This window comes from Helicobacter pylori, assembly GCF_016755635.1.
Lineage (GTDB): Bacteria > Campylobacterota > Campylobacteria > Campylobacterales > Helicobacteraceae > Helicobacter > Helicobacter pylori_CQ.
Genome location: NZ_CP051500.1, coordinates 126,306 through 149,056, shown reverse-complemented (window position 1 = coordinate 149,056; position 22,751 = coordinate 126,306). Strand labels below are relative to the sequence as shown.

General features: G+C 40.1%; 21 protein-coding genes and 1 pseudogene. 9 read left to right on the top strand and 13 right to left on the bottom strand.

The features are described 5' to 3' along the window. Positions 1-5: 5 nt before the first annotated feature. The gene (gene ccoN, locus HG567_RS00680) at positions 6-1,472 is read right to left on the bottom strand and encodes a cytochrome-c oxidase, cbb3-type subunit I (RefSeq protein ID WP_202163851.1); all 1,467 of its coding nucleotides are present in this window, start codon (positions 1,470-1,472) and stop codon (positions 6-8) included. Between the two features lie 169 nt (positions 1,473-1,641). On the opposite strand from ccoN, the gene HG567_RS00675 reads away from it, so the two are divergent. Beyond that, positions 1,642-3,090 carry a DASS family sodium-coupled anion symporter gene (locus HG567_RS00675; RefSeq protein ID WP_202163850.1) on the top strand — a complete coding sequence of 483 codons (1,449 nt, stop codon included), beginning with the start codon at positions 1,642-1,644 and terminating at the stop codon, positions 3,088-3,090. Beyond that, positions 3,091-4,077: an adenine-specific DNA glycosylase gene (locus HG567_RS00670; protein WP_202164014.1), complete on the top strand. Its 987-nt coding sequence runs from the start codon at positions 3,091-3,093 to the stop codon at positions 4,075-4,077. A gap of 23 nt (positions 4,078-4,100) precedes the next feature. Here HG567_RS00670 and HG567_RS00665 read toward each other — a convergent pair whose 3' ends face one another. After that, positions 4,101-5,756 carry an L-lactate permease gene (locus HG567_RS00665; protein WP_202163849.1) on the bottom strand — a complete coding sequence of 552 codons (1,656 nt, stop codon included), beginning with the start codon at positions 5,754-5,756 and terminating at the stop codon, positions 4,101-4,103. 48 nt (positions 5,757-5,804) lie between these two features. Further along, positions 5,805-7,454: an L-lactate permease gene (locus HG567_RS00660; RefSeq protein ID WP_202163848.1), complete on the bottom strand. Its 1,650-nt coding sequence runs from the start codon at positions 7,452-7,454 to the stop codon at positions 5,805-5,807. Between the two features lie 220 nt (positions 7,455-7,674). On the opposite strand from HG567_RS00660, the gene HG567_RS00655 reads away from it, so the two are divergent. The 4 genes from HG567_RS00655 to HG567_RS00640 are packed head-to-tail and all read left to right on the top strand — an operon-like array spanning position 7,675 to position 10,973. Continuing rightward, positions 7,675-8,403 carry a (Fe-S)-binding protein gene (locus tag HG567_RS00655; RefSeq protein WP_000867260.1) on the top strand — a complete coding sequence of 243 codons (729 nt, stop codon included), beginning with the start codon at positions 7,675-7,677 and terminating at the stop codon, positions 8,401-8,403. A gap of 28 nt (positions 8,404-8,431) precedes the next feature. Further along, complete coding sequence (locus HG567_RS00650) at positions 8,432-9,877, top strand: LutB/LldF family L-lactate oxidation iron-sulfur protein (protein ID WP_021299797.1); 1,446 nt, start codon at positions 8,432-8,434, stop codon at positions 9,875-9,877. Next, positions 9,870-10,505 (top strand): LutC/YkgG family protein, encoded by a 636-nt coding sequence (locus HG567_RS00645; protein ID WP_202163847.1) that lies wholly within the window; start codon positions 9,870-9,872, stop codon positions 10,503-10,505. The genes HG567_RS00650 and HG567_RS00645 overlap by 8 nt, the downstream gene beginning before the upstream one ends. Before the next feature lie 9 nt (positions 10,506-10,514). After that, entirely contained in the window at positions 10,515-10,973 is a 459-nt protein-coding gene (locus tag HG567_RS00640) for a peroxiredoxin (protein ID WP_000412952.1), read from the top strand. Positions 10,974-11,221: 248 nt separating this feature from the next. Here the strand turns inward: HG567_RS00640 and HG567_RS07860 are convergent, their stop codons facing one another. After that, on the bottom strand, positions 11,222-11,356 hold the full coding sequence (locus HG567_RS07860; RefSeq protein ID WP_001222899.1) for an HP0135 family lipoprotein: 135 nt from the start codon (positions 11,354-11,356) through the stop codon (positions 11,222-11,224). A 288-nt stretch (positions 11,357-11,644) separates the two neighbouring features. After that, positions 11,645-12,994 carry a class II 3-deoxy-7-phosphoheptulonate synthase gene (locus HG567_RS00635; protein WP_202139789.1) on the bottom strand — a complete coding sequence of 450 codons (1,350 nt, stop codon included), beginning with the start codon at positions 12,992-12,994 and terminating at the stop codon, positions 11,645-11,647. 180 nt (positions 12,995-13,174) lie between these two features. On the opposite strand from HG567_RS00635, the gene HG567_RS00630 reads away from it, so the two are divergent. Continuing rightward, positions 13,175-14,416: a serine/threonine transporter gene (locus tag HG567_RS00630; RefSeq protein WP_202139788.1), complete on the top strand. Its 1,242-nt coding sequence runs from the start codon at positions 13,175-13,177 to the stop codon at positions 14,414-14,416. Then, positions 14,416-15,783 carry an L-serine ammonia-lyase gene (locus HG567_RS00625; protein ID WP_202139787.1) on the top strand — a complete coding sequence of 456 codons (1,368 nt, stop codon included), beginning with the start codon at positions 14,416-14,418 and terminating at the stop codon, positions 15,781-15,783. The genes HG567_RS00630 and HG567_RS00625 overlap by 1 nt, the downstream gene beginning before the upstream one ends. 656 nt (positions 15,784-16,439) lie before the next feature. Here HG567_RS00625 and HG567_RS00620 read toward each other — a convergent pair. Further along, positions 16,440-17,300 carry a hypothetical protein gene (locus HG567_RS00620; protein ID WP_202139786.1) on the bottom strand — a complete coding sequence of 287 codons (861 nt, stop codon included), beginning with the start codon at positions 17,298-17,300 and terminating at the stop codon, positions 16,440-16,442. Between HG567_RS00620 and HG567_RS08000 the strand changes: the two are divergent. Then, positions 17,224-17,422: pseudogene (locus HG567_RS08000) on the top strand (hypothetical protein). The gene HG567_RS00620 and the pseudogene HG567_RS08000 sit on opposite strands and share 77 nt — an antisense overlap. On the opposite strand, the gene HG567_RS00615 reads toward HG567_RS08000, so the two are convergent. The 7 genes from HG567_RS00615 to thrS form a co-directional block, all read right to left on the bottom strand. Then, positions 17,402-17,581 carry a hypothetical protein gene (locus tag HG567_RS00615; protein WP_199498948.1) on the bottom strand — a complete coding sequence of 60 codons (180 nt, stop codon included), beginning with the start codon at positions 17,579-17,581 and terminating at the stop codon, positions 17,402-17,404. The pseudogene HG567_RS08000 and the gene HG567_RS00615 overlap by 21 nt on opposite strands. Before the next feature lie 124 nt (positions 17,582-17,705). Then, positions 17,706-18,137 (bottom strand): DUF1104 domain-containing protein, encoded by a 432-nt coding sequence (locus HG567_RS00610; protein WP_202139785.1) that lies wholly within the window; start codon positions 18,135-18,137, stop codon positions 17,706-17,708. 347 nt (positions 18,138-18,484) lie between these two features. Next, positions 18,485-19,345 carry an outer membrane protein gene (locus HG567_RS00605; RefSeq protein ID WP_000750177.1) on the bottom strand — a complete coding sequence of 287 codons (861 nt, stop codon included), beginning with the start codon at positions 19,343-19,345 and terminating at the stop codon, positions 18,485-18,487. 199 nt (positions 19,346-19,544) lie between these two features. Continuing rightward, positions 19,545-19,895: a 50S ribosomal protein L20 gene (rplT, locus tag HG567_RS00600; RefSeq protein WP_001264175.1), complete on the bottom strand. Its 351-nt coding sequence runs from the start codon at positions 19,893-19,895 to the stop codon at positions 19,545-19,547. A 94-nt stretch (positions 19,896-19,989) separates the two neighbouring features. Then, positions 19,990-20,184: a 50S ribosomal protein L35 gene (gene rpmI / locus HG567_RS00595; RefSeq protein ID WP_001125542.1), complete on the bottom strand. Its 195-nt coding sequence runs from the start codon at positions 20,182-20,184 to the stop codon at positions 19,990-19,992. Then, on the bottom strand, positions 20,165-20,776 hold the full coding sequence (infC, locus tag HG567_RS00590; protein ID WP_000091341.1) for a translation initiation factor IF-3: 612 nt from the start codon (positions 20,774-20,776) through the stop codon (positions 20,165-20,167). Before infC ends, rpmI begins: the two co-directional genes overlap by 20 nt. Further along, on the bottom strand, positions 20,773-22,611 hold the full coding sequence (gene thrS, locus HG567_RS00585; RefSeq protein ID WP_202163846.1) for a threonine--tRNA ligase: 1,839 nt from the start codon (positions 22,609-22,611) through the stop codon (positions 20,773-20,775). The genes infC and thrS overlap by 4 nt, the downstream gene beginning before the upstream one ends. Positions 22,612-22,751 lie beyond the last annotated feature (140 nt).

The window sequence follows — 22,751 nt, the reverse complement described above, 5'->3', positions numbered from 1 at the left end:
CTCCCCTATCTAGACATAGGCGTGGCGTAATTGGGCTCACGCTCTAATTTTTTGCCTGCTGTGATTGTCATAAAAATATTGTAGGCAAAGATAATAAATCCAACAAAATACATAAGACCCCCAACGCCTCTAATATTGTAATAAGGGATTAACACCTTAACCGTGTCAATGAACTGGTAAGTGAGATTCCCATACTGATCCACATCCCTCCACATCATCCCTTGCGTGATCCCTGCAATCCACATGGACGAAAAGTAAAGCACAATCCCTAAAGTCATGATCCAAAATTGGAAATCCACAAGCCTGCCTGAATAAATCTCTCTTTTGAAAAGCCTAGGCGTCATGTGATACATGCTCGCAATCAAAGTGAAGCCTACCCACCCAAGTACGCCGTCATGCACATGCCCTACAATCCAATCGGTGAAGTGGGCTAAGGCGTTCACGCTCTTGATGGCTTGAATAGAGCCTTCTAAAGTGGAAAGCATGTAGAAAGTTGAAGCCAAAACTAAGAATTTGATCAAAGGGCTTTCTTTGAGCTGGTGCCATTGGCCCCTCATCGTTAAAAGCATGTTAATAGCTGTCCCCCACGAAGGCAAGATCAACACCACTGAAAACACGCTAGAAAGGGTTTGCACCCAATCAGGCACGGTGGAATAAATCAAATGGTGCCCGCCCGCCCAAATATAAACAAACATCAAGCTCCAAAAGGAAAACAAAGTGAGTTTGTAAGAGAAGATAGGCTGACCGCTCTCTTTAGGCAAGAAATAATAAATCGTGCCAATCACCCCACTCGTAAAGACAAAAGCGACCGCATTATGCCCCCACCACCATTGAATGAGCGCATCATTACTGCCTGAATACATAGAAATAGAATGCCAAACACTCCCCATATCAGCGATAAAATAAGTAGGGATAGAAAGGTTATTGAAGATATACATCACTGCTATGCCCACATAAGTAGCGATGTAATACCATAAAGACACATAAATGGTATTTTCTCTTCTAACGCTCATGCTCCCAAACATATTAACCCCCCATAGCACCCATACCACAACCACAATAATATCTAAAGGCCACATCAATTCAGCGTATTCTTTAGATTGAGTAAGACCAGCAAACAAGCTAATGACCCCTAGAATTAAAATAAGAATCCAAAGCCAAAAATGCAATAACCCTACAATTTTCAAAAAGGGGTGTTGGTGATAAGTGATTTTAAGCACCCTTTGACCGATATAATACCAACTCGCCCAAATCCCCCCAAGGGTAAAACCATAGATCACCGCATTGGTGTGTAAAGGGCGTAAGCGGCCAAAAATACCATACTCCCCTGCAATGTAATTCAAGTTAGGGAAAGACAATTCAAAGGCTAACACAATCCCTATTAACATGCCTATTATCCCAAAGCCAACCATCGCATAAAGAAACAATTTGCTAATGGAATAATCATAACTCAAAGGCACATTTTCTTGCATGCAATACTCCTATTTGTAGTAAATTCAACAAAGATAAACATGATTATAAAATTTTATCTTTTTCAAAAAGCTTAATTTTTAATCTTTTTCTGTAATATTGTAATAACTCAATCCAATTTGAATGGCATTTCTAAGCCAACCCACTACTATCTTTGGCTAAAGGCTAAACATGACTAAACAAATTCTCTCAATCCTTGCCCCTTTTTTTATCGCAACGCTATTGTATTTTTTAGGCGCACCAGATGGGTTAAACCCTAACGCATGGCTTTATTTTTGTATTTTCATGGGCATGATTATAGGGCTAGTTTTAGAGCCGGTGCCATCAGGTTTAGTGGCATTGAGCGCGTTAGTGTTGTGCGTGGCGTTAAAAATTGGAGCGAGCGATGAAGTAGCGAGCGCTAATAAGGCTATTTCGTGGGGTTTGAGCGGGTATGCGAATAAAACGGTGTGGCTTGTGTTTGTCGCTTTTATTTTGGGTTTAGGGTATGAAAAAAGCTTGTTAGGGAAACGGATCGCTCTTTTACTCATTAGGTTTTTAGGGCAAACCCCTTTAGGTTTAGGCTATGCGATTGGTTTGAGCGAATTGTGTCTTGCCCCCTTTATCCCTAGCAACTCCGCTAGAAGTGGGGGCATACTCTATCCAATCGTTTCATCTATCCCGCCTTTAATGGGATCTGCTCCAAATAATAACCCTGACAAGATCGGCGCGTATTTGATGTGGGTCGCTTTGGCTTCAACTTGCATCACTTCGTCCATGTTTTTAACCGCGCTCGCTCCTAACCCCCTAGCAATGGAAATCGCTACCAAAATGGGCGTGAATGAAATCTCATGGTTTTCGTGGTTTTTAGCGTTCTTGCCTTGTGGGGTGGTTTTGATCTTGCTTGCGCCTTTATTAGCGTATAAAACCTGCAAACCCACCTTAAAAGGCTCAAAAGAAGTGAGTTTGTGGGCTAAAAAAGAATTAGAGGGCATGGGGAGGTTTTCTTTAAAAGAAATTTTAATGCTCAGCCTCACTTTACTAGCTTTATTGGGTTGGATTTTTAGCAAACCTTTAGGCTTGCATGCGAGCGCGACGGCTTTGATTGTCATGGTTTTAATGGCGTTTTGCAAGATTGTAAGCTATGAAGACATCATTAAAAACAAGAGCGCGTTCAACATTTTTTTATTGCTTGGATCGCTACTCACGATGGCTGGCGGGCTTAAAAATGTAGGGTTTTTAAACTTTATCGGCAATGCGGCTAAAAATTTTTTAGAGCATGCTAACTTGGATCCGTTAATAGCGGTCTTGTTTATTATAGCCCTCTTTTATCTGTTTCATTATTTTTTCGCAAGCATCACCGCTCATGTGAGCGCGTTATTTGCGCTTTTTGTAGGGATTGGTTCGCACATTCAAGGGGTCAATTTGCAAGAATTGAGCTTGTTTTTAATGCTTTCTTTAGGGATTATGGGGATTTTAACCCCCTATGGCACAGGCCCATCCACCATTTATTACGGGAGCGGGTATATTTCAAGCAAGGATTTTTGGAAATGGGGGTTTATTTTTGGTATGGTGTATTTGATCGTGTTTTTAAGCGTGTGCGTGCCTTGGGTTAAACTCATCGCTTATAGGTGGTTGTAGCTGGAAACTTTACACAACGCCCTTTTAAAATGGTATGAAGAATTTGGGCGAAAGGATTTACCTTTTAGGAATTTAAAGGGCATTAACGCTCCTTATGAAGTCTATATCAGTGAAGTGATGAGCCAACAAACCCAAATCAACACGGTAATTGAGCGTTTTTATTCCCCTTTTTTAGAAGCTTTCCCCACTTTAAAAGACTTAGCGAACGCTCAATTAGAGGAGGTTTTATTGCTCTGGCGAGGGCTTGGCTATTATTCAAGGGCTAAAAATTTAAAAAAAAGCGCTGAAATTTGCGTTAAAGAACACCACTCACAACTACCCAATGACTATCAAAGCCTGTTAAAACTCCCTGGGATTGGCGCATACACGGCTAATGCGATCTTGTGTTTTGGTTTTAGAGAAAAGAGAGCATGCGTGGACGCTAATGTCAAGCGCGTGCTTTTAAGGCTTTTTGGTTTGGATCCTAATATCCACGCTAAAGACTTACAAATTAAGGCGAATGACTTTCTTAATCCTAATGAAAGCTTTAATCATAACCAAGCCCTAATTGATCTAGGGGCTTTAATCTGCTCCCCTAAACCCAAATGCGCGATTTGCCCTTTCAATCCTTATTGTTTAGGTAAAAATAACCTAGAAAAACACACGCTTAAGAAAAAACAAGAAATCGTTCAAGAAGAGCGTTACTTGGGCGTTGTGATCCAAAATAACCAAATCGCTTTAGAAAAAATAGAGCAAAAACTCTATTTGGGGATGCACCATTTCCCTGACTTAAAAGAAAATTTAGAATGCAAACTCCCCTTTTTAGGTGCGATCAAACACAGCCACACTAAATTCAAACTCAATTTAAACCTCTATTTAGCCACAATAAAGGATCTAAAAAATCCCGTTCGTTTTTATAGCCTTAAAGACTTAGAAACCTTACCCATAAGCTCTATGACGCTTAAAATTTTAAATTTTTTAAAACAAAAAAATTTATTTGGGGGTTAAACCCTTCCAGATCCAAAATGGCTCTACTTTATCGTAGGCACCACTTCAGGGATCAAATACGCAATCGCGCTAATCACGACTCCCATGATCGCTACAAAAATAAGGGAGTATTTGACCGTGAATTTGAACAAATCGCTCTCTTTTCCGGCTAACCCTACCGCTGCGCAAGCGATAGCGATACTTTGAGGGCTTATCATCTTGCCCAAAGTGCCTCCCACGGTATTAGCCGTTAGGGTTAAAACCTCAGGGAGATGCAATCGTTGGGCGGTGAGTTGCTGTAAAGAGCCAAACAAAAGATTGGAACTCGTATCGCTCCCGGTTAAAAACACGCCTACCCACCCGATCAAGGGCGAGAAAAAAGTAAAAGCCAAACCCGTATGCGTGAGCGCTAAGGCTAGAGTGGAAGAAATCCCGCTGTAATTAGACACATAGGCAAAGCTTAAGACTAAACCAATGGTGAGAATGGGGTAACGCATTTCTTTTAAAGTTTCGCCAAAAACGCTCAGCGCATCGCTCACTCGCACCCTTAAAACAAGCATGCTAATAAGAGCGGCTAAAAAAATGGAAGTGCCAACCGTGTTGATTAAGAGAAATTTAAACACCACCGGAAAACTCGCGCTTTGATCGGATTCTACAAAAGGCGGGCTTTTAAAGATGTGGTTACTGATGTTATTGAATTCAAAATAAAAATTAGAAAAAGCTAACAAGCCGTCTTTTTCAAATAAAGCCTTAAAAAAAGGCTGTATCCATAACACAATCACTAAAACCAAGATCACAAAAGGAGACCAAGCGACATAGATCTTACAGATATGATGGTTACTCTTAGTGAATGAAGCCGCTTTGTTGTCGCTTCTAAAAATCACTTTAGGTTGCCAAAATTTCAAAAAGAGCGCCGTTGCAACGAGTGAAACAAGGGCTGAAATAATGCCGGGCAATTCTGGCCCTAAATAATTAGAGCTTAAAAATTGCGCGCCAGCGAAAGAAAAAGCCGCGATAAAAACGGCCGGAAAAGTCTCTTTAATCCCTTTAAAGCCATCCATTAAAAACACAATGAAAAACGGCACTAACAAGCTCACAAAAAAGAGGATTTTACCCGTCATGGCTGAAATTAAAATCGCTGGCACCCCTACCGCACTCGCCATCGCGCTTATAGGGATACCCACCGCACCAAAGGCTACAGGAGCGGTGTTAGCGATCAAACATAACCCAGCAGCGTATAAAGGGCTTAACCCCAACCCCACTAAAATCGCCGCTGTGATGGCAATAGGCCCTCCAAAACCGATCGCTCCTTCTAAAAACGAGCCAAAACAAAAGCCAATCAAAATCACTAAAATCCGGTGATCTAAAGTGATGGACTGAACACTTTCTTTTAAAATTTCAAAATAGCCGGATTTAACGCTGAGTTTGTATAAAAAAATCGCCGCAATAATAATCCAAGCGATCGGCCATAAGCCATAAAGAAAGCCATAAAGAAAGCTTGAACCCACCATGCTAACAGGCATTTTATACACTAAAACCGCAATAATAGCTGATAAAGCTACGCTCAAAAAGGCCGCTGTATAACCTTTGAGTTTAAAAACCATTAAAGATAAGAAAAACAATAAAATCGGCAATAAAGCTACAAGAGCGCTCAGCCAAATATTACCCAAAGGGTCATAAACTTGATGAAATTCTAGCACTAAAAATCCCTTTAAAAAATATTCTCTTACTCCCCTAAACCCCCTCCATTAAGTAGGAGTAACTGGAATAATAAAGGGGAAGACATAAGCGATAAGAGTGAAGACAATCCCCATGATGATTGCCAAAACGATAGAGTATTTTACTGTAAATCTGAACAATTCGCTCTCTTTCCCCACTAACCCCACCGCTGCGCAAGCGATAGCGATACTTTGAGGGCTTATCATTTTACCCACAACACCCCCTGAAGTGTTGGCTGCTAAGAAAAGCACTTCAGGTAAGCCAAGCTGTGTAGCGATGAGCATTTGCAAAGAGCCAAATAAAAGGTTAGAACTTGTATCGCTTCCGGTTAAAAACACCCCAAGCCAGCCTACCACAGGCGAAAAGAAAGTGAAAACATGCCCGGTATCTGCTAACGCTAAAGCGAGCGTGGCGCTCATACCACTATAATTAGCCACATACGCAAACGCTAAAACCACGCCAATGGTTAAAATTGGCAAACGCATTTCTTTTAAAGTGGCCCCAAACACCCCTATCGCATCGCTGATTTTCACGCGCAACAAAAACACGCTTAAAAGAGCGGCTAAAAAAATGGAAGTGCCTGTCGTTAAAATCAAAGGGAGTTTGAACACGACGGGAAAATTGGTCGCTTCAGTAACAATGGGAACGGTTTTAAAAATCTTTTGACTGATAGAATCAAATTCAAAAGCAAAGCTAGAAAACGCCAAAGCCCCGCCTTCTTTAAAGAGCGCTTTAAACCAGGGTTGCGTCCATATGATAATCGTAATCGTGAGCAACACAAAAGGCATCCACGCCACAACCACCTTACAAATATGGTGTTTTTTTGTGCTGATTGCGGGCTCTTTGCCATTGCTGGTGAAAATGCGTTTGGGCTGCCAGAATTTTAAAAACAAAGTGGTAGCGATCAATGACACTAAAGCTGAAATAATATCCGGAAGCTGCGGCCCTAGATAATTAGAGCTTAAAAATTGTGCGATAGCGAAACTAAACCCGGTAACGGCCACTGCAGGAAAAGTTTCTCTAATCCCTCTAAAACCATCCATTAAAAACACGATGAAAAAAGGAATACCAATGGAAAAAATGGGTAACACCCTGCCCACCATTTGAGAAATCTCTAATTCAGGGATACCCACCACGCTAGCCATCGCCGTAATAGGAATACCCACCGCGCCAAAAGCTACAGGAGCGGTGTTAGCGATTAGGCATAATCCGGCAGCGTATAAGGGGTTTAGCCCAAGGCCGACTAAAATCGCCGCTGTGATCGCTACCGGGCCTCCAAAACCAATCGCGCCTTCTAAGAACGAGCCAAAACAAAAGCCGATCAAAATCACTAAAATGCGGTGATCCGGCGTCAAGCTTAAAATGCTTTCTTTTAAAATCTCAAAATACCCGGATTTCACTGAAAGGTTGTAAAGAAAAATCGCAGCGATCACAATCCAAGCGATCGGCCACAAGCCATAAAGAAAGCCATAGAAAAAACTCGCGCTCACCATTTGAGCAGGCATTTTATACACAAATAACGCAATAATGATTGAAAGCACTAAGCTTAAAAACCCAGCGCTATACCCTTTAAGTTTAAAGACAATAAGAGAAACAAAAAAGAGCGCAATAGGCGATAGCGCCACTAAAGCGCTCAGCCAAATATTGCCTAATGGGTCATAGACTTGATAAAATTCCATGCATTTTCCTTGAATAATTAAAAGTACTTTTTTATCTTACTTAAAAGAAAAAACTAATTTCGAGCAGCGTTTAATATTAGGTGGGGCTGAGCGCGTTTGTGGTTTATTTTAGTAACAATGTTTGAGCGAGTGGGTTTATCAACTTGTGATTACAATCTTACTAATTTTGAGTATTATATTATGTTTGAAACTCTTAATTTGGAATTTTAAGGAGCCTTCTTTGAAAGTCAATTTCTTTGCTACTTGTCTAGGAGCAGCCATATACAGCAACGCATCGCTTAACGCTATCAAATTACTCCGTAAGGAAAATTTGGAAGTGGTTTTTAAAAAAGACCAAACATGTTGTGGCCAGCCAAGCTACAACTCAGGGTATTATGAAGAAACAAAAAAAGTCGTTTTATACAATATCAAACTTTATTCCAATAATGACTACCCTATTATCTTGCCTAGCGGTTCATGCACAGGGATGATGCGGCATGATTATTTGGAATTGTTTGAAGGGCATGCGGAATTTAACATGGTTAAAGATTTTTGCTCTAGGGTGTATGAATTGAGCGAGTTTTTGGATAAAAAATTGCAAGTCAAGTATGAAGATAAGGGCGAACCCCTTAAAATCACATGGCATTCTAATTGCCATGCTTTAAGGGTGGCTAAAGTGATTGACTCGGCGAAAAATCTCATCAGACAGCTTAAAAATGTGGAACTCATTGAATTGGAAAAAGAAGAAGAATGCTGCGGGTTTGGGGGGACTTTTTCAGTCAAAGAGCCTGAAATTTCAGCGGTTATGGTCAAAGAAAAGATTAAAGACATAGAAAGCCGTCAGGTGGATGTGATTGTTTCAGCGGACGCTGGGTGTTTGATGAATATCAGCACCGCTATGCAAAAAATGGGCTCTCCCACAAAACCCATGCATTTTTACGACTTTTTAGCCTCAAGACTTGGGCTTTAACATTAAAGAATTGTTTTAAGGAATAATCATGGAAAAATATCACAGCGACCAAGAATACGAAGAAATCATCACCGACCAATTAGGCGATATGCAATTAAGGGAAAATTTGCGTTCTGCAATGGACACCTTAAGGGCTAATCGTAAGAATCTCCTTAAAAATCGTTACAGCGAATGGGAAAATTTAAGGGAATTAGGCAAAGAAGTCAAGCTTAAAATTTTATCCAGGCTTGATGAGTATTTGGAATTGTTTGAAAAAAACGCCACTCAAAACGGCTTTAAAATCCATTACGCTAAAGACGGCGATGAAGCTAATGAAATCATTTACAACCTCGCTAAAGAAAAGAATATCAATCGCATTTTAAAACAAAAATCCATGGCGAGCGAAGAAATTGGCTTGAACCATTACTTGAAAGAAAAGGGCATTCAAGCGCAAGAAACGGATTTGGGCGAATTGATTATCCAACTCATTAATGAACACCCTGTGCATATTGTCGTGCCAGCTATCCATAAAAACCGCAAGCAAATCGGTAAGATTTTTGAAGAAAAACTCAACGCCGCTTATGAAGAAGAGCCTGAGAAGCTCAATGCGATCGCCAGGAAGCACATGCGCAAAGAATTTGAAAGCTTTAAAATGGGGATTAGTGGGGTTAATTTCGCTATCGCTAATGAGGGGGCGATCTGGTTAGTGGAAAATGAAGGCAATGGTCGCATGAGCACCACCGCATGCGATGTGCATGTCGCTATTTGCGGGATTGAAAAATTAGTAGAAAGCTTTGATGATGCGGCGATTTTAAACAATCTGCTCGCTCCAAGCGCTGTGGGTGTGCCTATCACATGCTATCAAAACATTATCACAGGCCCCAGAAAAGAGGGCGATTTAGACGGCCCTAAAGAAGCCCACATCATTTTATTAGACAACAACCGCTCTAATATTTTGGCTGATGAAAAGTATTATCGCGCTCTTTCATGCATCCGTTGCGGGACTTGTTTGAACCACTGTCCCGTGTATGACAAAATCGGTGGGCATGCCTATCTTTCTACTTATCCTGGCCCTATAGGCGTGGTGGTATCCCCCCAACTCTTTGGCCTGAATAATTACGGGCATATCCCTAATTTGTGCAGTCTTTGCGGGCGTTGCACTGAAGTTTGCCCTGTAGAAATCCCTTTAGCCGAGCTCATTAGAGATTTACGATCGGATAAAGTGGGCGAGGGTAGGGGCGTAGTTAAGGGGGCTAAAAGCACCCAACACAGCGGGATGGAAAAATTCTCTATGAAGATGTTTGCCAAAATGGCAAGCGATGGGGCTAAGTGGCGTTTCCAATTGAAAATGGCTCAATTTTTCTCGCCTTTAGGCAAGCTTTTAGCTCCCATACTGCCTTTAGTCAAAGAGTGGGCGAGCGTGAGAACCTTACCCAATATGGACACAAGCTTGCATGCAAAAGTCCAGCACTTAGAAGGGGTGATTTATGAGTAAAGAGCTTATTTTGAACCGCATTAAAGAAGCCAGAGCCAAGCATGCCATTCAGGGAGCAAACCCTGCTTACAGGAATATCATTAAAGTGGAGTTTGAAGACTTGGTGGAAGAATACAAACATTTCCAAGTGTTGAATAAAGCTGAAGTCATTGAAAGCGCTAAAGAAAATTTAGAGCAAACAATTTTAAAGGCTTTAGAAAATTTTAAAAGCAAAAAAGTCTTACACTCTACAGATTTGAATTTGAATTTTGAAGCGTTCAAGGATTTTACTTTACAGCCTTATGATAAAGAAATTGAAGCGATGCGTGAAGAGTTGTTTGAGATTGATACGGCTTTATTGCATGGGATTTGTGGGATTTCAAGCTTGGGCATGATTGGGGCGGTTTCTTCGCATGCAAGCCCAAGATTGCTTTCGCTCATCACCCTTAATTGCATCATCTTATTGAAAAAAGAATCCATTGTGCGCAATTTGAGTGAAGGCATGCAAGCTTTAAAAAACCAAAGTAAAAACGGCGTATTACCCACAAACATGCTCCTTATTGGCGGGCCTAGCCGGACAGCCGATATTGAATTAAAAACCGTTTTTGGGGTGCATGGGCCTCAAAAAGTCGCTATCATTCTCTACTAAAGGACAAGGATGGAAAAATTAGAAGTAGGGCAATTAGCCCCTGATTTCAGGTTAAAAAACAGCGATGGCGTAGAGATTTCTTTAAAAGATTTGCTCCATAAAAAAGTGGTTCTGTATTTCTACCCTAAAGACAACACCCCCGGATGCACTCTAGAAGCCAAAGACTTTAGCGCTCTGTTTAGTGAATTTGAAAAGAAAAACGCTGTTGTCGTAGGCGTAAGCCCTGATAACGCTCAATCGCATCAAAAATTTATCAGCCAATGCTCTTTGAATGTGATTTTGCTCTGCGATGAAGATAAAAAAGCCGCCAATCTTTACAAAGCTTATGGCAAACGCATGCTCTATGGGAAGGAGCATTTGGGGATTATCCGCTCCACTTTCATTATCAACACGCAGGGCGTTTTAGAAAAATGCTTCTACAATGTCAAAGCGAAAGGCCATGCTCAAAAGGTTTTAGAGAGTTTGTAGTTTAACTCTCAAGCTTTCGCCCGTTTTAATTTGAGATTTTTTAATTTTAGGCTTTTTGGCTATTCTCTTATTTTTAAAAACTTGTTTTTTAAACTCCATTTTAGTTTTATAATAAAACTCATAAGGGATAGGGGGTGTTTTGAAATCATTCCCCCTACAACCCTAAGATCGCTTTACAAAAAACTATCACCCACTAGCTTTTTGATTGTGTTTATTTTAAAAAATGCCTTTGAGGATTTTTACAATTTTTATTTTTGTTCAGGTTGCCAAATGGTTTTTTCTGAAGGGGTGCTATCGGCTTCGTTTTGTAAGATTTGTTTTTTAGTTTCGTGGCAAGCCACAAACAATAACGCTAAAATTACAGCTAAAAGAGAAATTCTCATTTCAAGCTCCTTTGAATATTAAAATGCTTACGATAATTATAAAGAAAAAGAGTTAAAGATAGATTAATATTTGGCTCTGTTTTCATCAAATGTCGGCACTCAAAACCTTATTTAACCTTATTATCCTTTAATTTTTAAAACTTTATTTTATACAAAACTCATTCTCTTAAGGGGATAACTGGAGTATTTTGAAATAACTCCCCCCTACAACCCCCAACTAAATCCCCCTATAGAACGCATTACAAGAAACGATCGCTTGATTAAAGCCTCTTATTATCTTGATTTCAATCAAGCACGCTGTTTTTTGAGCATGTCAGCGATTAAGAAAGCGAGTTCTAGGGCTTGGGTGGCGTTTAGTCTTGGATCGCATTGCGTATAGTAATGGCAGCTCAAACCCTCTTCGGTGATCGCTTGCGAGCCACCGATACATTCTGTAACATTTTCACCTGTCATTTCCAAATGAACCCCTGAAGCCAAACTCCCTTCAGCCCTATGGATTTCAAAAAAGCTTTTCACTTCATCTAACACGCTATCAAAAGCCCTTGTTTTAACCCCCAAGCTGGTTTTGACCGTGTTGCCATGCATGGGATCAATGCTCCATAAAATATGGCGTTTTTCTTTCAATACCCCTTGTAAAAGCTTAGGCAAACGCTCTTTAATCATCTTAGAACCCATGCGCACGATCAAATTCAAACGCCCCTTAATGTTGTGCGGGTTTAAAACATCGCACAATTCTAACACTTCGCTCACGCTCGCATTAGGCCCGATTTTCACGCCAATAGGGTTACAAACCCCCCTTAAAAACTCCACATGTGCGCCCTTAGGATCTCTTGTCCTTTCGCCAATCCACAGCATGTGTGCAGAGCAATCATAAAACTGGTTAGTCAAACTATCCTTACGCACCAAAGGCTCTTCATAATGGAGCAGTAACGCTTCGTGGCTGGTGTAAAACTCCACTTCCCTAAGAATAGGCGTTTTTTCTATCTCCACCCCGCATGCTCGCATAAACCCTAAAGCTTGCGTGATCCGATCAGCGATTTGCTGGTATTTTTGCCCAAAATCGTTGTTTTTGACAAAATCCAAATTGAAACGATGCACTTGTTCCAAATCCGCTAACCCGCCTTGAGCAAAGGCTCTGATAAGGTTTAAAGTCGCTACGCTTTGATGGTAGGCTTTAAGCATTCTTTCAGGCTTTGGCTCTCTTTCTTTTTTGGAAATCCCATTGATAATGTCCCCCCTATAGCTTAGCACTTCTTCATCATCTAGTATTTCAGTCGCATTAGAGCGAGGCTTGGCAAATTGCCCAGCAATGCGCCCCACTTTCACGATCGGTATAGAGCCAGCAAAAGTTAAGACAATCGCCATTTGCATCACCACTTTAAACATGTCTTTAATCCTGTTAGCGCTAAATTGAGAAAACGACTCTGCGCAATCGCCCCCTTGCAACAAAAACGCCTTATTGTCAATGACTTGGGCTAAGCGCTCTTGCAAGTTCCTCGCTTCGCCAGCAAACACTAAAGGAGGGTAGGAGTGCAATTCTTTTTTGACCCTTTCTAATTCTTGCTTATCTTTGTAAGTGGGGTGTTGCTCTATCTTAAAAGAATGCCATGAAGTTGGTGACCAGGTTGTGTTTGACATTTCTATAATCCTTTATTAATCTTTTTTTAAGCGTTATTATAGCTTGTGCGGGTTAAATCGTGGATTTTAGGGAATAAATGCACGCTAAAAACCACCCCTTAATCTCAAAAAACCCCAATCATAAAAAGCTTTATGCTACAATGAAATCTCTTTAACACGATAAAAGGGCGGTTTAATAGCATGGTGCAAGAAAAAGCAGTTCCAAGAGATCCTAAAAAACTCAATTTGTTTGATTTGCGTTGGATGGTGTCCTTATTTGGCACGGCGGTGGGGGCTGGGATTTTATTTTTGCCTATTAGAGCCGGTGGGCATGGGATATGGGCTATTGTGGTGATGAGCGCGATTATATTCCCTTTAACTTATCTGGGGCATAGAGCTTTAGCTTATTTCATAGGATCTAAAGATAAAGAAGACATTACCATGGTCGTTCGCTCTCATTTTGGCGCTCAATGGGGTTTTCTTATCACTTTGCTTTATTTCTTTGCGATTTATCCTATTTGTTTGGCTTATGGGGTGGGTATCACTAATGTGTTTGATCATTTCTTCACTAACCAGTTGCATTTAGCGCCTTTCCATCGGGGCTTACTGGCTGTAGCGTTAGTTTCTTTAATGATGTTGGTGATGGTTTTTAACGCTACGATTGTTACGCGCATTTGTAACGCTTTGGTGTATCCCTTATGCTTGATCTTATTGCTTTTTTCTTTGTATCTTATCCCTTATTGGCAGGGCGCTAACCTTTTTGTGATGCCGAGTTTTAAAGAATTTGTGTTAGCTATTTGGCTAACCTTACCGGTGCTTGTGTTTTCATTCAACCATAGCCCCATCATTTCAACCTTCACTCAAAATGTGGAAAAAGAATACGGCGCTTTCAAAGAGTATAAACTCAATCAAATTGAATTAGGGACATCGCTGATGCTTTTAGGGTTTGTGATGTTTTTTGTGTTTTCGTGCGTCATGTGCTTGAATGCTGACGATTTTGTGAAAGCAAGGGAACAAAATATCCCCATTTTAAGCTATTTTGCTAACACTTTAAACAACCCTTTAATCAATTATGCGGGGCCTGTGGTGGCTTTTTTAGCGATTTTTTCATCTTTTTTTGGGCATTATTATGGGGCTAAGGAGGGTTTAGAAGGTATTATCATTCAAAGTTTAAAGTTGAAAAAAGCTTCTAAGCCCTTGAATATTAGCGTAACGATTTTTTTATGGCTGACTATCACGCTTGTGGCTTATATTAACCCTAATATCTTGGATTTTATTGAAAATTTAGGCGGCCCCATTATCGCGCTCATTCTGTTTGTGATGCCTATGATAGCTTTTTATAGCATTTCTAGTTTGAAGCGTTTTAGAAACTTTAAAGTGGATATTTTTGTGTTTATTTTTGGGAGCTTGACGGCTTTGAGCGTGTTTTTAGGACTATTTTAATGGCTAGTTTTTCTATTTTATCTATTTTTAAAATCGGCGTGGGGCCTAGCTCTTCACACACTATAGGGCCTATGGAAGCTGGAGCGAGATTTTGCGGGTTGTTAAAAGGCGTTTTAGAGCAGGTTGAACGCGTTCAAATCACCTTGCATGGCTCATTAGCCTTGACCGGTAAAGGGCATTTGAGCGATGAGGCGGTTTTAATTGGCTTGCATGGCATTTATGCTAACGAATTGGAGGTAACAACCAAAAAAGCCTTATTGCATGAAGTGTTTGAAAACAAAGTTTTAAAACTCGCTAACCAGCATCATATCCCTTTTGATTACGCTAAAGATTTGATTTTTGACAATAAGCCTTTAGCCAGACACCAAAACGCCCTCATTCTAAAAGCTTTTAACGCTAAAAATGAGGTTTTAAAAGAAGAAACTTACTATTCTGTCGGTGGAGGGTTTGTCTATACTGAAAAAGAATTAGACAACTTGTCTGAAGAGGGTGAAAATGAAAGTATTGCCTATGATTTTTCAAGCGCTAAGGAATTGCTAGAATTATGCCAAAAATACCAAAAAAACATCGCTGAAATCGTGCGCTTGAGAGAAGACGCCCTGAAAAACCGCCCTGATGCAATGATGGCTAAAATTTACCATGCGATGCTTGAGTGTTATGATAATGGGGCTAATTCTAAAGAAAGGTATCTGCCTGGTTCTTTGAAAGTAACACGATTGGCCCCAAGCATTAAAACGCGTTTAGAAAAACACCCCACAAGCGGGAAAGACCCCTTAGCGTTGATTGATTACATTTCGCTTTACGCTCGCGCCATTGCTGAAGAAAACGCCAGCGGAGGCAAGGTGGTAACCGCCCCCACTAATGGAGCGTGCGCGGTGGTGCCAAGCGTGCTTTTATACGCTAAAAACCATTTGTTTGAAAATTTATCGCAAAAGGCCATCAATGATTTTTTACTCACTAGCGCGGCGATTGGCTATCTTTACAAGAAAAACGCTTCCTTGAGCGGCGCAGAAGCCGGGTGTCAGGCTGAAATTGGCGTGGCAAGCTCTATGGCTGCGGGGGGGTTAGCCCATTTGTGCCAAGCGACCACGCAACAGGTTTTGATCGCTAGTGAAATCGCTATGGAGCACCATTTAGGATTGACATGCGATCCGGTGGGGGGCTTGGTGCAAATCCCTTGCATTGAACGCAATGTTTTAGGGGCGATTAAAGCGATCAGCGCTTCTAAATTAGCCTTAGAAGATGAATACAAGCCTAAAGTGAGCCTAGATGAAGTGATCGCTACGATGTATGCGACCGGGAAAGACATGAATGAAAAATACAAAGAGACCTCGTTAGGGGGGTTAGCCAAAACCTTAAAATGCTAAGGGATAAATCTAATCTTTAGGGGGCTTTAGGTTTCTAAAGAAAGTAAAAAGGTTTGTTTTTATCAAATATCAATAAGCCTTATCCGCTTTGATATTCTTAAAAAATTTTAAAAAATAGGGTTTTAAAACTTTGTTTCATCGTTTTTAAATTCCATTTAATAATAAAACTCATTAAGTTTATTCAAGCTCATAAGGGGATAGGAGGCCTTTTGAAATAACTCTCCCCAACCCCAAAATTCCCCATAACCCCCTAAGAGCGCGTTATGAGGAACTATCACTCGCTTTTAGCAAGCTTTTTTTAAATGTGAAAAATACTCAAAAGCATCAATTTGATTACCAATACTCCATTAAAAACTTTTATAGGCTTTATAAAATGCGTTGGAATGTCTTGAGGTTATGTTTAACTCTATCAATCGCTATATTTCAAAGATTTTTGCGTAACAAAACCTTAAGCTTACCAATCGTTACCACAAAAAAACCAAAAAGCTTGAAGTCTAAAGATTTTAAAAAAGCGGTGATTTTTAAAAGAGATAGTCCTAAATCAATAGGACACAGAGAGCTTAGCGATAGAGAGCTATAAAGCCTAGAAAAGGAGTGCTTAAGAGACTTATTAAAGAAAGCCCCCCTACTCAAAAAGGTAAGCTAGGGCTATTTTACTATTTTTCAGACTTACTAGAGTCGCTAATTTGTTTTTCAAACTCTTGTTGCAAGGCTTGTTGTTGCCTTTCTTTCTTTGAAAGGCGGCGTTTTTTCTTAGACTTTTTCTCTTTTTTTGAAGAAGCCTCTGGCTCTTTTGAAGCTGTTTCTTTGAGTGCGTTAGCATTGGTCGTAGAATTGAGATCCGAATTAGAAGCGTTCTGTGTCCTCTTAGAAGAGCTTATAAATTCAGGGCTATCAGTATGGCTTTCAAGCTCCCCACTGCTCCTCTTTTGAAACGCTGCCTTAGTGTCTTTCTCAGCTTGCTCTTCCATTCTCTTAAAAGTGGCTGTATCCAGTTTTCTAGCCTTTTCTTTTTGGCTCACCCTAACCATACTGATCAAGTATTTGATATACCCATCATACATATCCCCAAACTGCTCATGCAAAGCCCCAAAATCCGAGCCTTTGTAAAGCCAGTTAAACAAAGGGAGTGAAAGCTCTGTCCCTAAGTCTTTAAGCACATGCTTATAAAACTTCTCCCTGTCATTCACCACAAAAGAAACCTTACCATCTTTATGCTCATAATAACAGACCTTTTGCTCCACACAGCTTTCCAAACTCCCCTTAAAGAAAGCTCCAAAAGCGGATAAGTCGCCCTTACTCATCTTGGTTTCAGAATACTGGTTAAAATTCTTCACGCGCTCTTTTTCTAAATTAACCATGCTCTTTAAAACTCTCTTGCGGTCTTTTTTCACATTCCCTGTGGAGCTTTCAGAAAACATAACATTGGGATCAACTGTAGTGTTAATAGTGGCAGAATCCGTTTCTGCTCTCAACAAAAAAGTCGTAGCCGCTAAAAAAAATAAAATCCGTTTCACACCAAACTCCTAATTAAATTAATATATAACCGCAACAAAAATAGATACCGTTCTTCATAAAAGCTCTCTTTTGAAATCTTCTTCTATTGATAAAAAACCACCTAGAATTCAAGCTGTTTTAGTCGTCTTAAAATACAGACTTTCAAAGGGTCTTTATTATTGGGTATGATACTATAAATATCCAAAAAATACAAACACTCCAAAAATTTTAACTCTAAAAAACTGGCATGCCCTTCACAGCTAAAGGATTTTAGAATCAACAAAGCCCACCCACCAAGCAACCTCTATTTTAAGTGCCCAAACGCTAAAATTATAACACGAAAACGCCTTATATCCCCTAGCCAAAAGCTAAAAACTTACGGCGTGGTTTTACAAAAATCAAAAAAAGTCAGCACACCTTAAGCGTTAATGCTTATGATGGCTTGGTTGTTTCCCCTTTTTTCCCTTTTTCTCATGATCATGAAAAGGGCCTTCACATGCACAATCATGCAAATCCAACCCCATTTGGCGGTATTCTTTCATGGTCATTGTCTTCTTTTTGTTAGCAATCGCTTCAAGAATTTCTTTTTTACGCTTGTTGCGATCTTCTTGGCTTAAAGAAGCTAAATTTTTATCCATCGCTTTTTTAAAATCCGCTTTATAACTTTTACGCTCTTCTTCTTTCATCACTGCTAATCGCTTATTGACTTCTGCGCGAAACTCTGGAACTTCGCTAGGAGCAACTTTCCCTGCTTGCTCTAATAGTTGCTGATTGTTCATGCTTTTAAAATCGCTCGCATTCAAAAAAAGCCCCAAAAAAGTCCCTGTAAATAATAAAGAAACCGCTAATTTTTTCATCAAATGCTCCCAATTCAAAAATAAAAAATGAATTCTATCATCTGATTGATTAAAGATAACTTATAGCGTTTTAATAGCCAATTGATTTTTAGATTTTATGATCAACGCTCCATTAAAACAGCTAACCTATATCCCTTATTTTTAAAAATAATGAACTCATTTTTGATTTTTCAAAAACTTGTTTGTGTGCAGTTGCTAGTGAGTTCAATTGCTTGTAAGGATTGCGATTTCATTTTTGCTGAGTGGCCGTATTGATTAAACAACGGCTTTGATACAAGAAAGTCATAAAAGGCCACAAAGAGCAAAAGCCCTTTTCTATGCCCCCATAAGATTAACCCTAAAACACTTTAAAAGCTTACAATGTAACGCCAATAAAAGGCATAGGGGCGGTGAAAGGTGAATTTATAAGTAACCCCTTCAGGAACATTATCCGCACTAGCGGTATAATAATTGTTGCGAATGGTTTGGATTTTCAAGCCAATTTCAAAACCTTGGTGTTTCGTGCCTAAACGAATCCCTCCATTCACTAAGACCTGGAAATTTGAAGGGTGGAAACTCCCTCTGTATTCATCAGCCAAGTCCTTGAAATAATAGTTTGTTGGACCCCAAGAGGTGCCACCAATCGCAACGCCTAAGAAAAACCCAAAATGCAAGTTCTCACGATTGAAAATAGCCGGGTTAAACAACACATCTGTGCCAGCCCCATAGCCAAACATGAAACTTTGAGAACCCTTGCGAGCGTCTCTCATGCCATAATCATTATAAGTGTAATACTTATAATAAGAGCTTGCAAAATCAAAGAATCCGTAATAACGCATTCCAAATTGTGGGGCTTTCTTAAAAAAATGCTTATACCCTACAACAAACCCAAAACCATTGATAGCGTATTGTTGGTTGCTTAAGCCTTTATACCCACGAGTCCCTAGAGCGCCATGAGTAAGCCCTCCTGTTGGGTTTGACGCTGTAGGCATGTTAGGCGTATTAGAGCCGTAAGCCCCACTTTGATTACCATTACAATTCCCATGGGAACAATTTTGAGCGGTAGTGCTGAGCATACCCAACTGGTAATCAATCCCTATAAAAGCAGCATTTCTTTCACCTTTTTTGGTAGGGCTAGTCTTAATAGCTTTTTCTTGCTTAGGGGTCTCTGCTGACAATAAGCTTGTCATTGCTAGAGAGATAGCACCTACTATAACAGATTTCTTCATGTATTCCTTCCTTCTACATTTTCTCTACTTGAGTTCTAAATGCTACATTCTACTATAAAATTGCTTTCTTTTTGATTAAATATAGCGATTGAATGAGAATAAATTGAAACAAAAATCAATTTTAGGAACTTTTTAGTAAAAAGTCCTAAATCCTCTCACCTTTTTTAGGCTAAAACTAAAACCTAACAGCCAATAGAGATTAAAGATGCTCTTTCACGCTCTCTAACACGCTCTTAAAAGCTTGCATGTCATTCATCGCCATGTCTGCTAAAACCTTGCGGTCTAATTCAATATTAGCCACTTTTAGGGCATGCATGAAGCGCGAATAGCTTGTATTGTGCATTCTGCAAGCCGCATTGATCCTTACCACCCACAAACTCCTGAACTCTCTTTTCTTTTGTTTGCGATCCCTAAAGGCGTAATACATGCTCCTTTCAAGCTGTTCTTTAGCCTTTCTAAAATGCTTTCTTCTGCCACTATAAAACCCTCTAGCGAGTTTTAAGACTTTTTTATGGCGTCTTCTGCGCACAACGCCTGTTTTAACTCTCATTTCTTTACCTTTCTTTTTAAAATATTTTTAGGTGCGTTTTTCAAACGACTTTCCCTTAAACAAGGGGATTAACTCCACTTTCTAATGAGCATTCCTAAGCCCTGCAAAGCAACGACATGACAGAATGCGCGTTAGTGTGATGCACATGTTTTGGCGCGTTTAGATTGGCTTTACGCTTAGGGCTTTTTTTAGTCAAAATATGGCTTTTAAAAGCGCTGCCACGCTTAATCAAGTTTTTTTTGACTTTGAAACGCTTAGACGCGCCGCGATTAGTCTTCATTTTTGGCATGATTTTCTCCTTTCATAAGGTTAATACGATTAAAAGGCGGGTTATTTTCTTTAGTTTTCTTTTCGTTTTTTGGGGCTTCTTTAGCCTTAGGCACAAACATCCACGAAACGAAACGCCCCTCGGTTTTTGGCTCTTTTTCAGGGTTGGCTAAATCTTGCATCATCGTTTGGACTCTCAAAAGCACATCAAGCCCGGCTTTTGAGTTTTGGCTTTCCCTACCCTTTAAAACCACTTTGAATTTGACATGCTTATTGGCTTCAATAAATTCTCTCGCATGCTTGACTTTATAGTTAATATCGTTTTGCGCGATTTGAGTGGAAAGCTTGATCTCTTTGATTTCAATTTGCTTTTGCTTTTTCTTGGCTTCCTTGATTTTCTTTTCATTTTGGTAGCGGAATTTATTATAATCCATCACCTTACACACGGGAGGTTTCGCGCTCGCTGAAATCAAAACCAAATCCAAGCCTAAATTTTGAGCGATTTTTAGCGCTTCTTTAGAAGAAATAATCCCATACACTTCGCCATCATCGCCCACGCAACGCACTTCTTTAAAATTAATGTCTCCGTTTAACAACACTTCGCTTCTACTCAAAAACTAACCTCTTGCATCTTAGATTCAACCATGTTTAAAAACTCCTTTAAGGGCATTTTATATTGAGCTTGTTTTTCTCTGTCTCTAATGGATAAAATTTCGGTCTCCACTTCCTCATTCCCTAACACTAAAATCATAGGGATTTTTTGCTTTTCGGCTAATCGCACCTTTTTATTCAAGCTGTCGTTTTTATCCAGCACTTCTACAAAAATATCGCGCTTTTTTAGTTTCTCTTTTAATTTCAAAGCAAAAACATGATGCTCTTCATTAATAGGAATGAGAGCGATTTGAGTGGGCGCGACAAAGAAAGGGAAATTCCCCCCAAAATGTTCGCTCAAAATCGCAATGAACCTTTCAAACGAGCCTAAAATCGCTCTGTGGATCATCACTGGCTGTTCAGCGTGATTGCGCTCATTAGTGAAAGCGAGCTTGAAGCGTTCAGGCAAATTCATATCCACTTGAATCGTGCCGCACTGCCATTTACGCTTTAAAACGTCAGTGATTTTAATGTCAATCTTAGGCCCATAGAAAGCCCCTCCTCCTTCATCAATCTTATAATCAATGCGGTGCTCCTTTAGGGCTTCTTTTAAAGCGTTAGTGGCCTTTTCCCAAACTTCATCATCGCCTATGGATTTAGCCGGTCTAGTGGATAATTCCATTTCATAGCTAAAACCAAACGCTTCCATGATCTTATGCGTAAAATCTAAAATCGCACTCACTTCGCTTTGGATTTGTTCAAAAGAGCAAAAAATATGTGCATCGTCTTGGGTGAATTCCCTAACCCTTAAAAGCCCATGCAACACGCCGCTTTTTTCATGCCGATGCACCACGCCGTATTCATAAAACCTTAAGGGCAAATCTCTGTAGCTGTGCAAAGCGCTTTGATAGACTTTAATATGCCCCACACAATTCATGGGCTTTATGCCGTATTCTTGCTCATCAATCGTGGTGAAATACATGTTTTCTTTATAGTTGTCATAATGCCCACTGATTTTCCACACATCGCTCTTTAAAATCTCAGGGCCTTTAACCGGCTCATAACCTCTTAAAAGTAACGCTTGACTCAATAAATCTTCAATGCGTTTTCTGAGTCTTGCCCCTTTAGGCAGCCATAAAGGCAAGCCCGCCCCTATCTCATCATCAAAGCTAAAAAGCCCTAGCTCCACGCCTAACTTTCTGTGATCTCGTTTTTTCGCTTCTTCTATTTGGAAAAGATAGTCTTTTAAACCCTCTTTGGTGGCAAAAGCGATGCCATAGATTCTAATGAGCATTTCATTGTTTTCATCGCCACCCAAATAAGCCCCAGCCAGTTTAGTGAGCTTGAAATGGTTTAAAAAACGGGTGTTTGGGAGATGCGGCCCCTTACACAAATCTTCAAACTCGCCTTGTTTATACACGCCAAATATATCGCCACTGATTTTACTCATCACCGCATGCTTTAATTCATCGCCCTTAAAACGCTCCAAAGCTTGCTCTCTGGTTAAAGTCTCTTTAGTGATAGCGAGTTTCAACTTCGCAAACTCTTTCATTTTCGCTTCAATTTTAGGCAAATCCTCTTCGCTGATTTTTGAAGCGGTCTTGAAATCGTAATAAAACCCCTCTTCTACCACAGGGCCTACAAAAAATTTCGCGTCCGGATAAAGGGCTTTCAAGCTTTGCGCAAGCAAATGTGCGCATGAATGCCTGATCACCTCTAAAGCCAAAGGCGAATCATCAAAAAATATCGGCTCACTCCCTTTTAACGCTTTAATCCCATCGCTCAGCCCTAAGACTTTCGCGCTCTCTAAATCTATTATTTGCTCGTCTTTATAAACAGCAATCAATTCCGCACTCATTCTTTAAAACTTATGTTTCCTTTCTTCAAACCTTAAAATTTAGCAATCTTTTGAGCCAAACCCGCATTGCACTTGCGAATCCACTTTCTCAGCTTTAGGGTCGCTCATAGGCTTTAAACACGCTTGTAAAAACACCATAC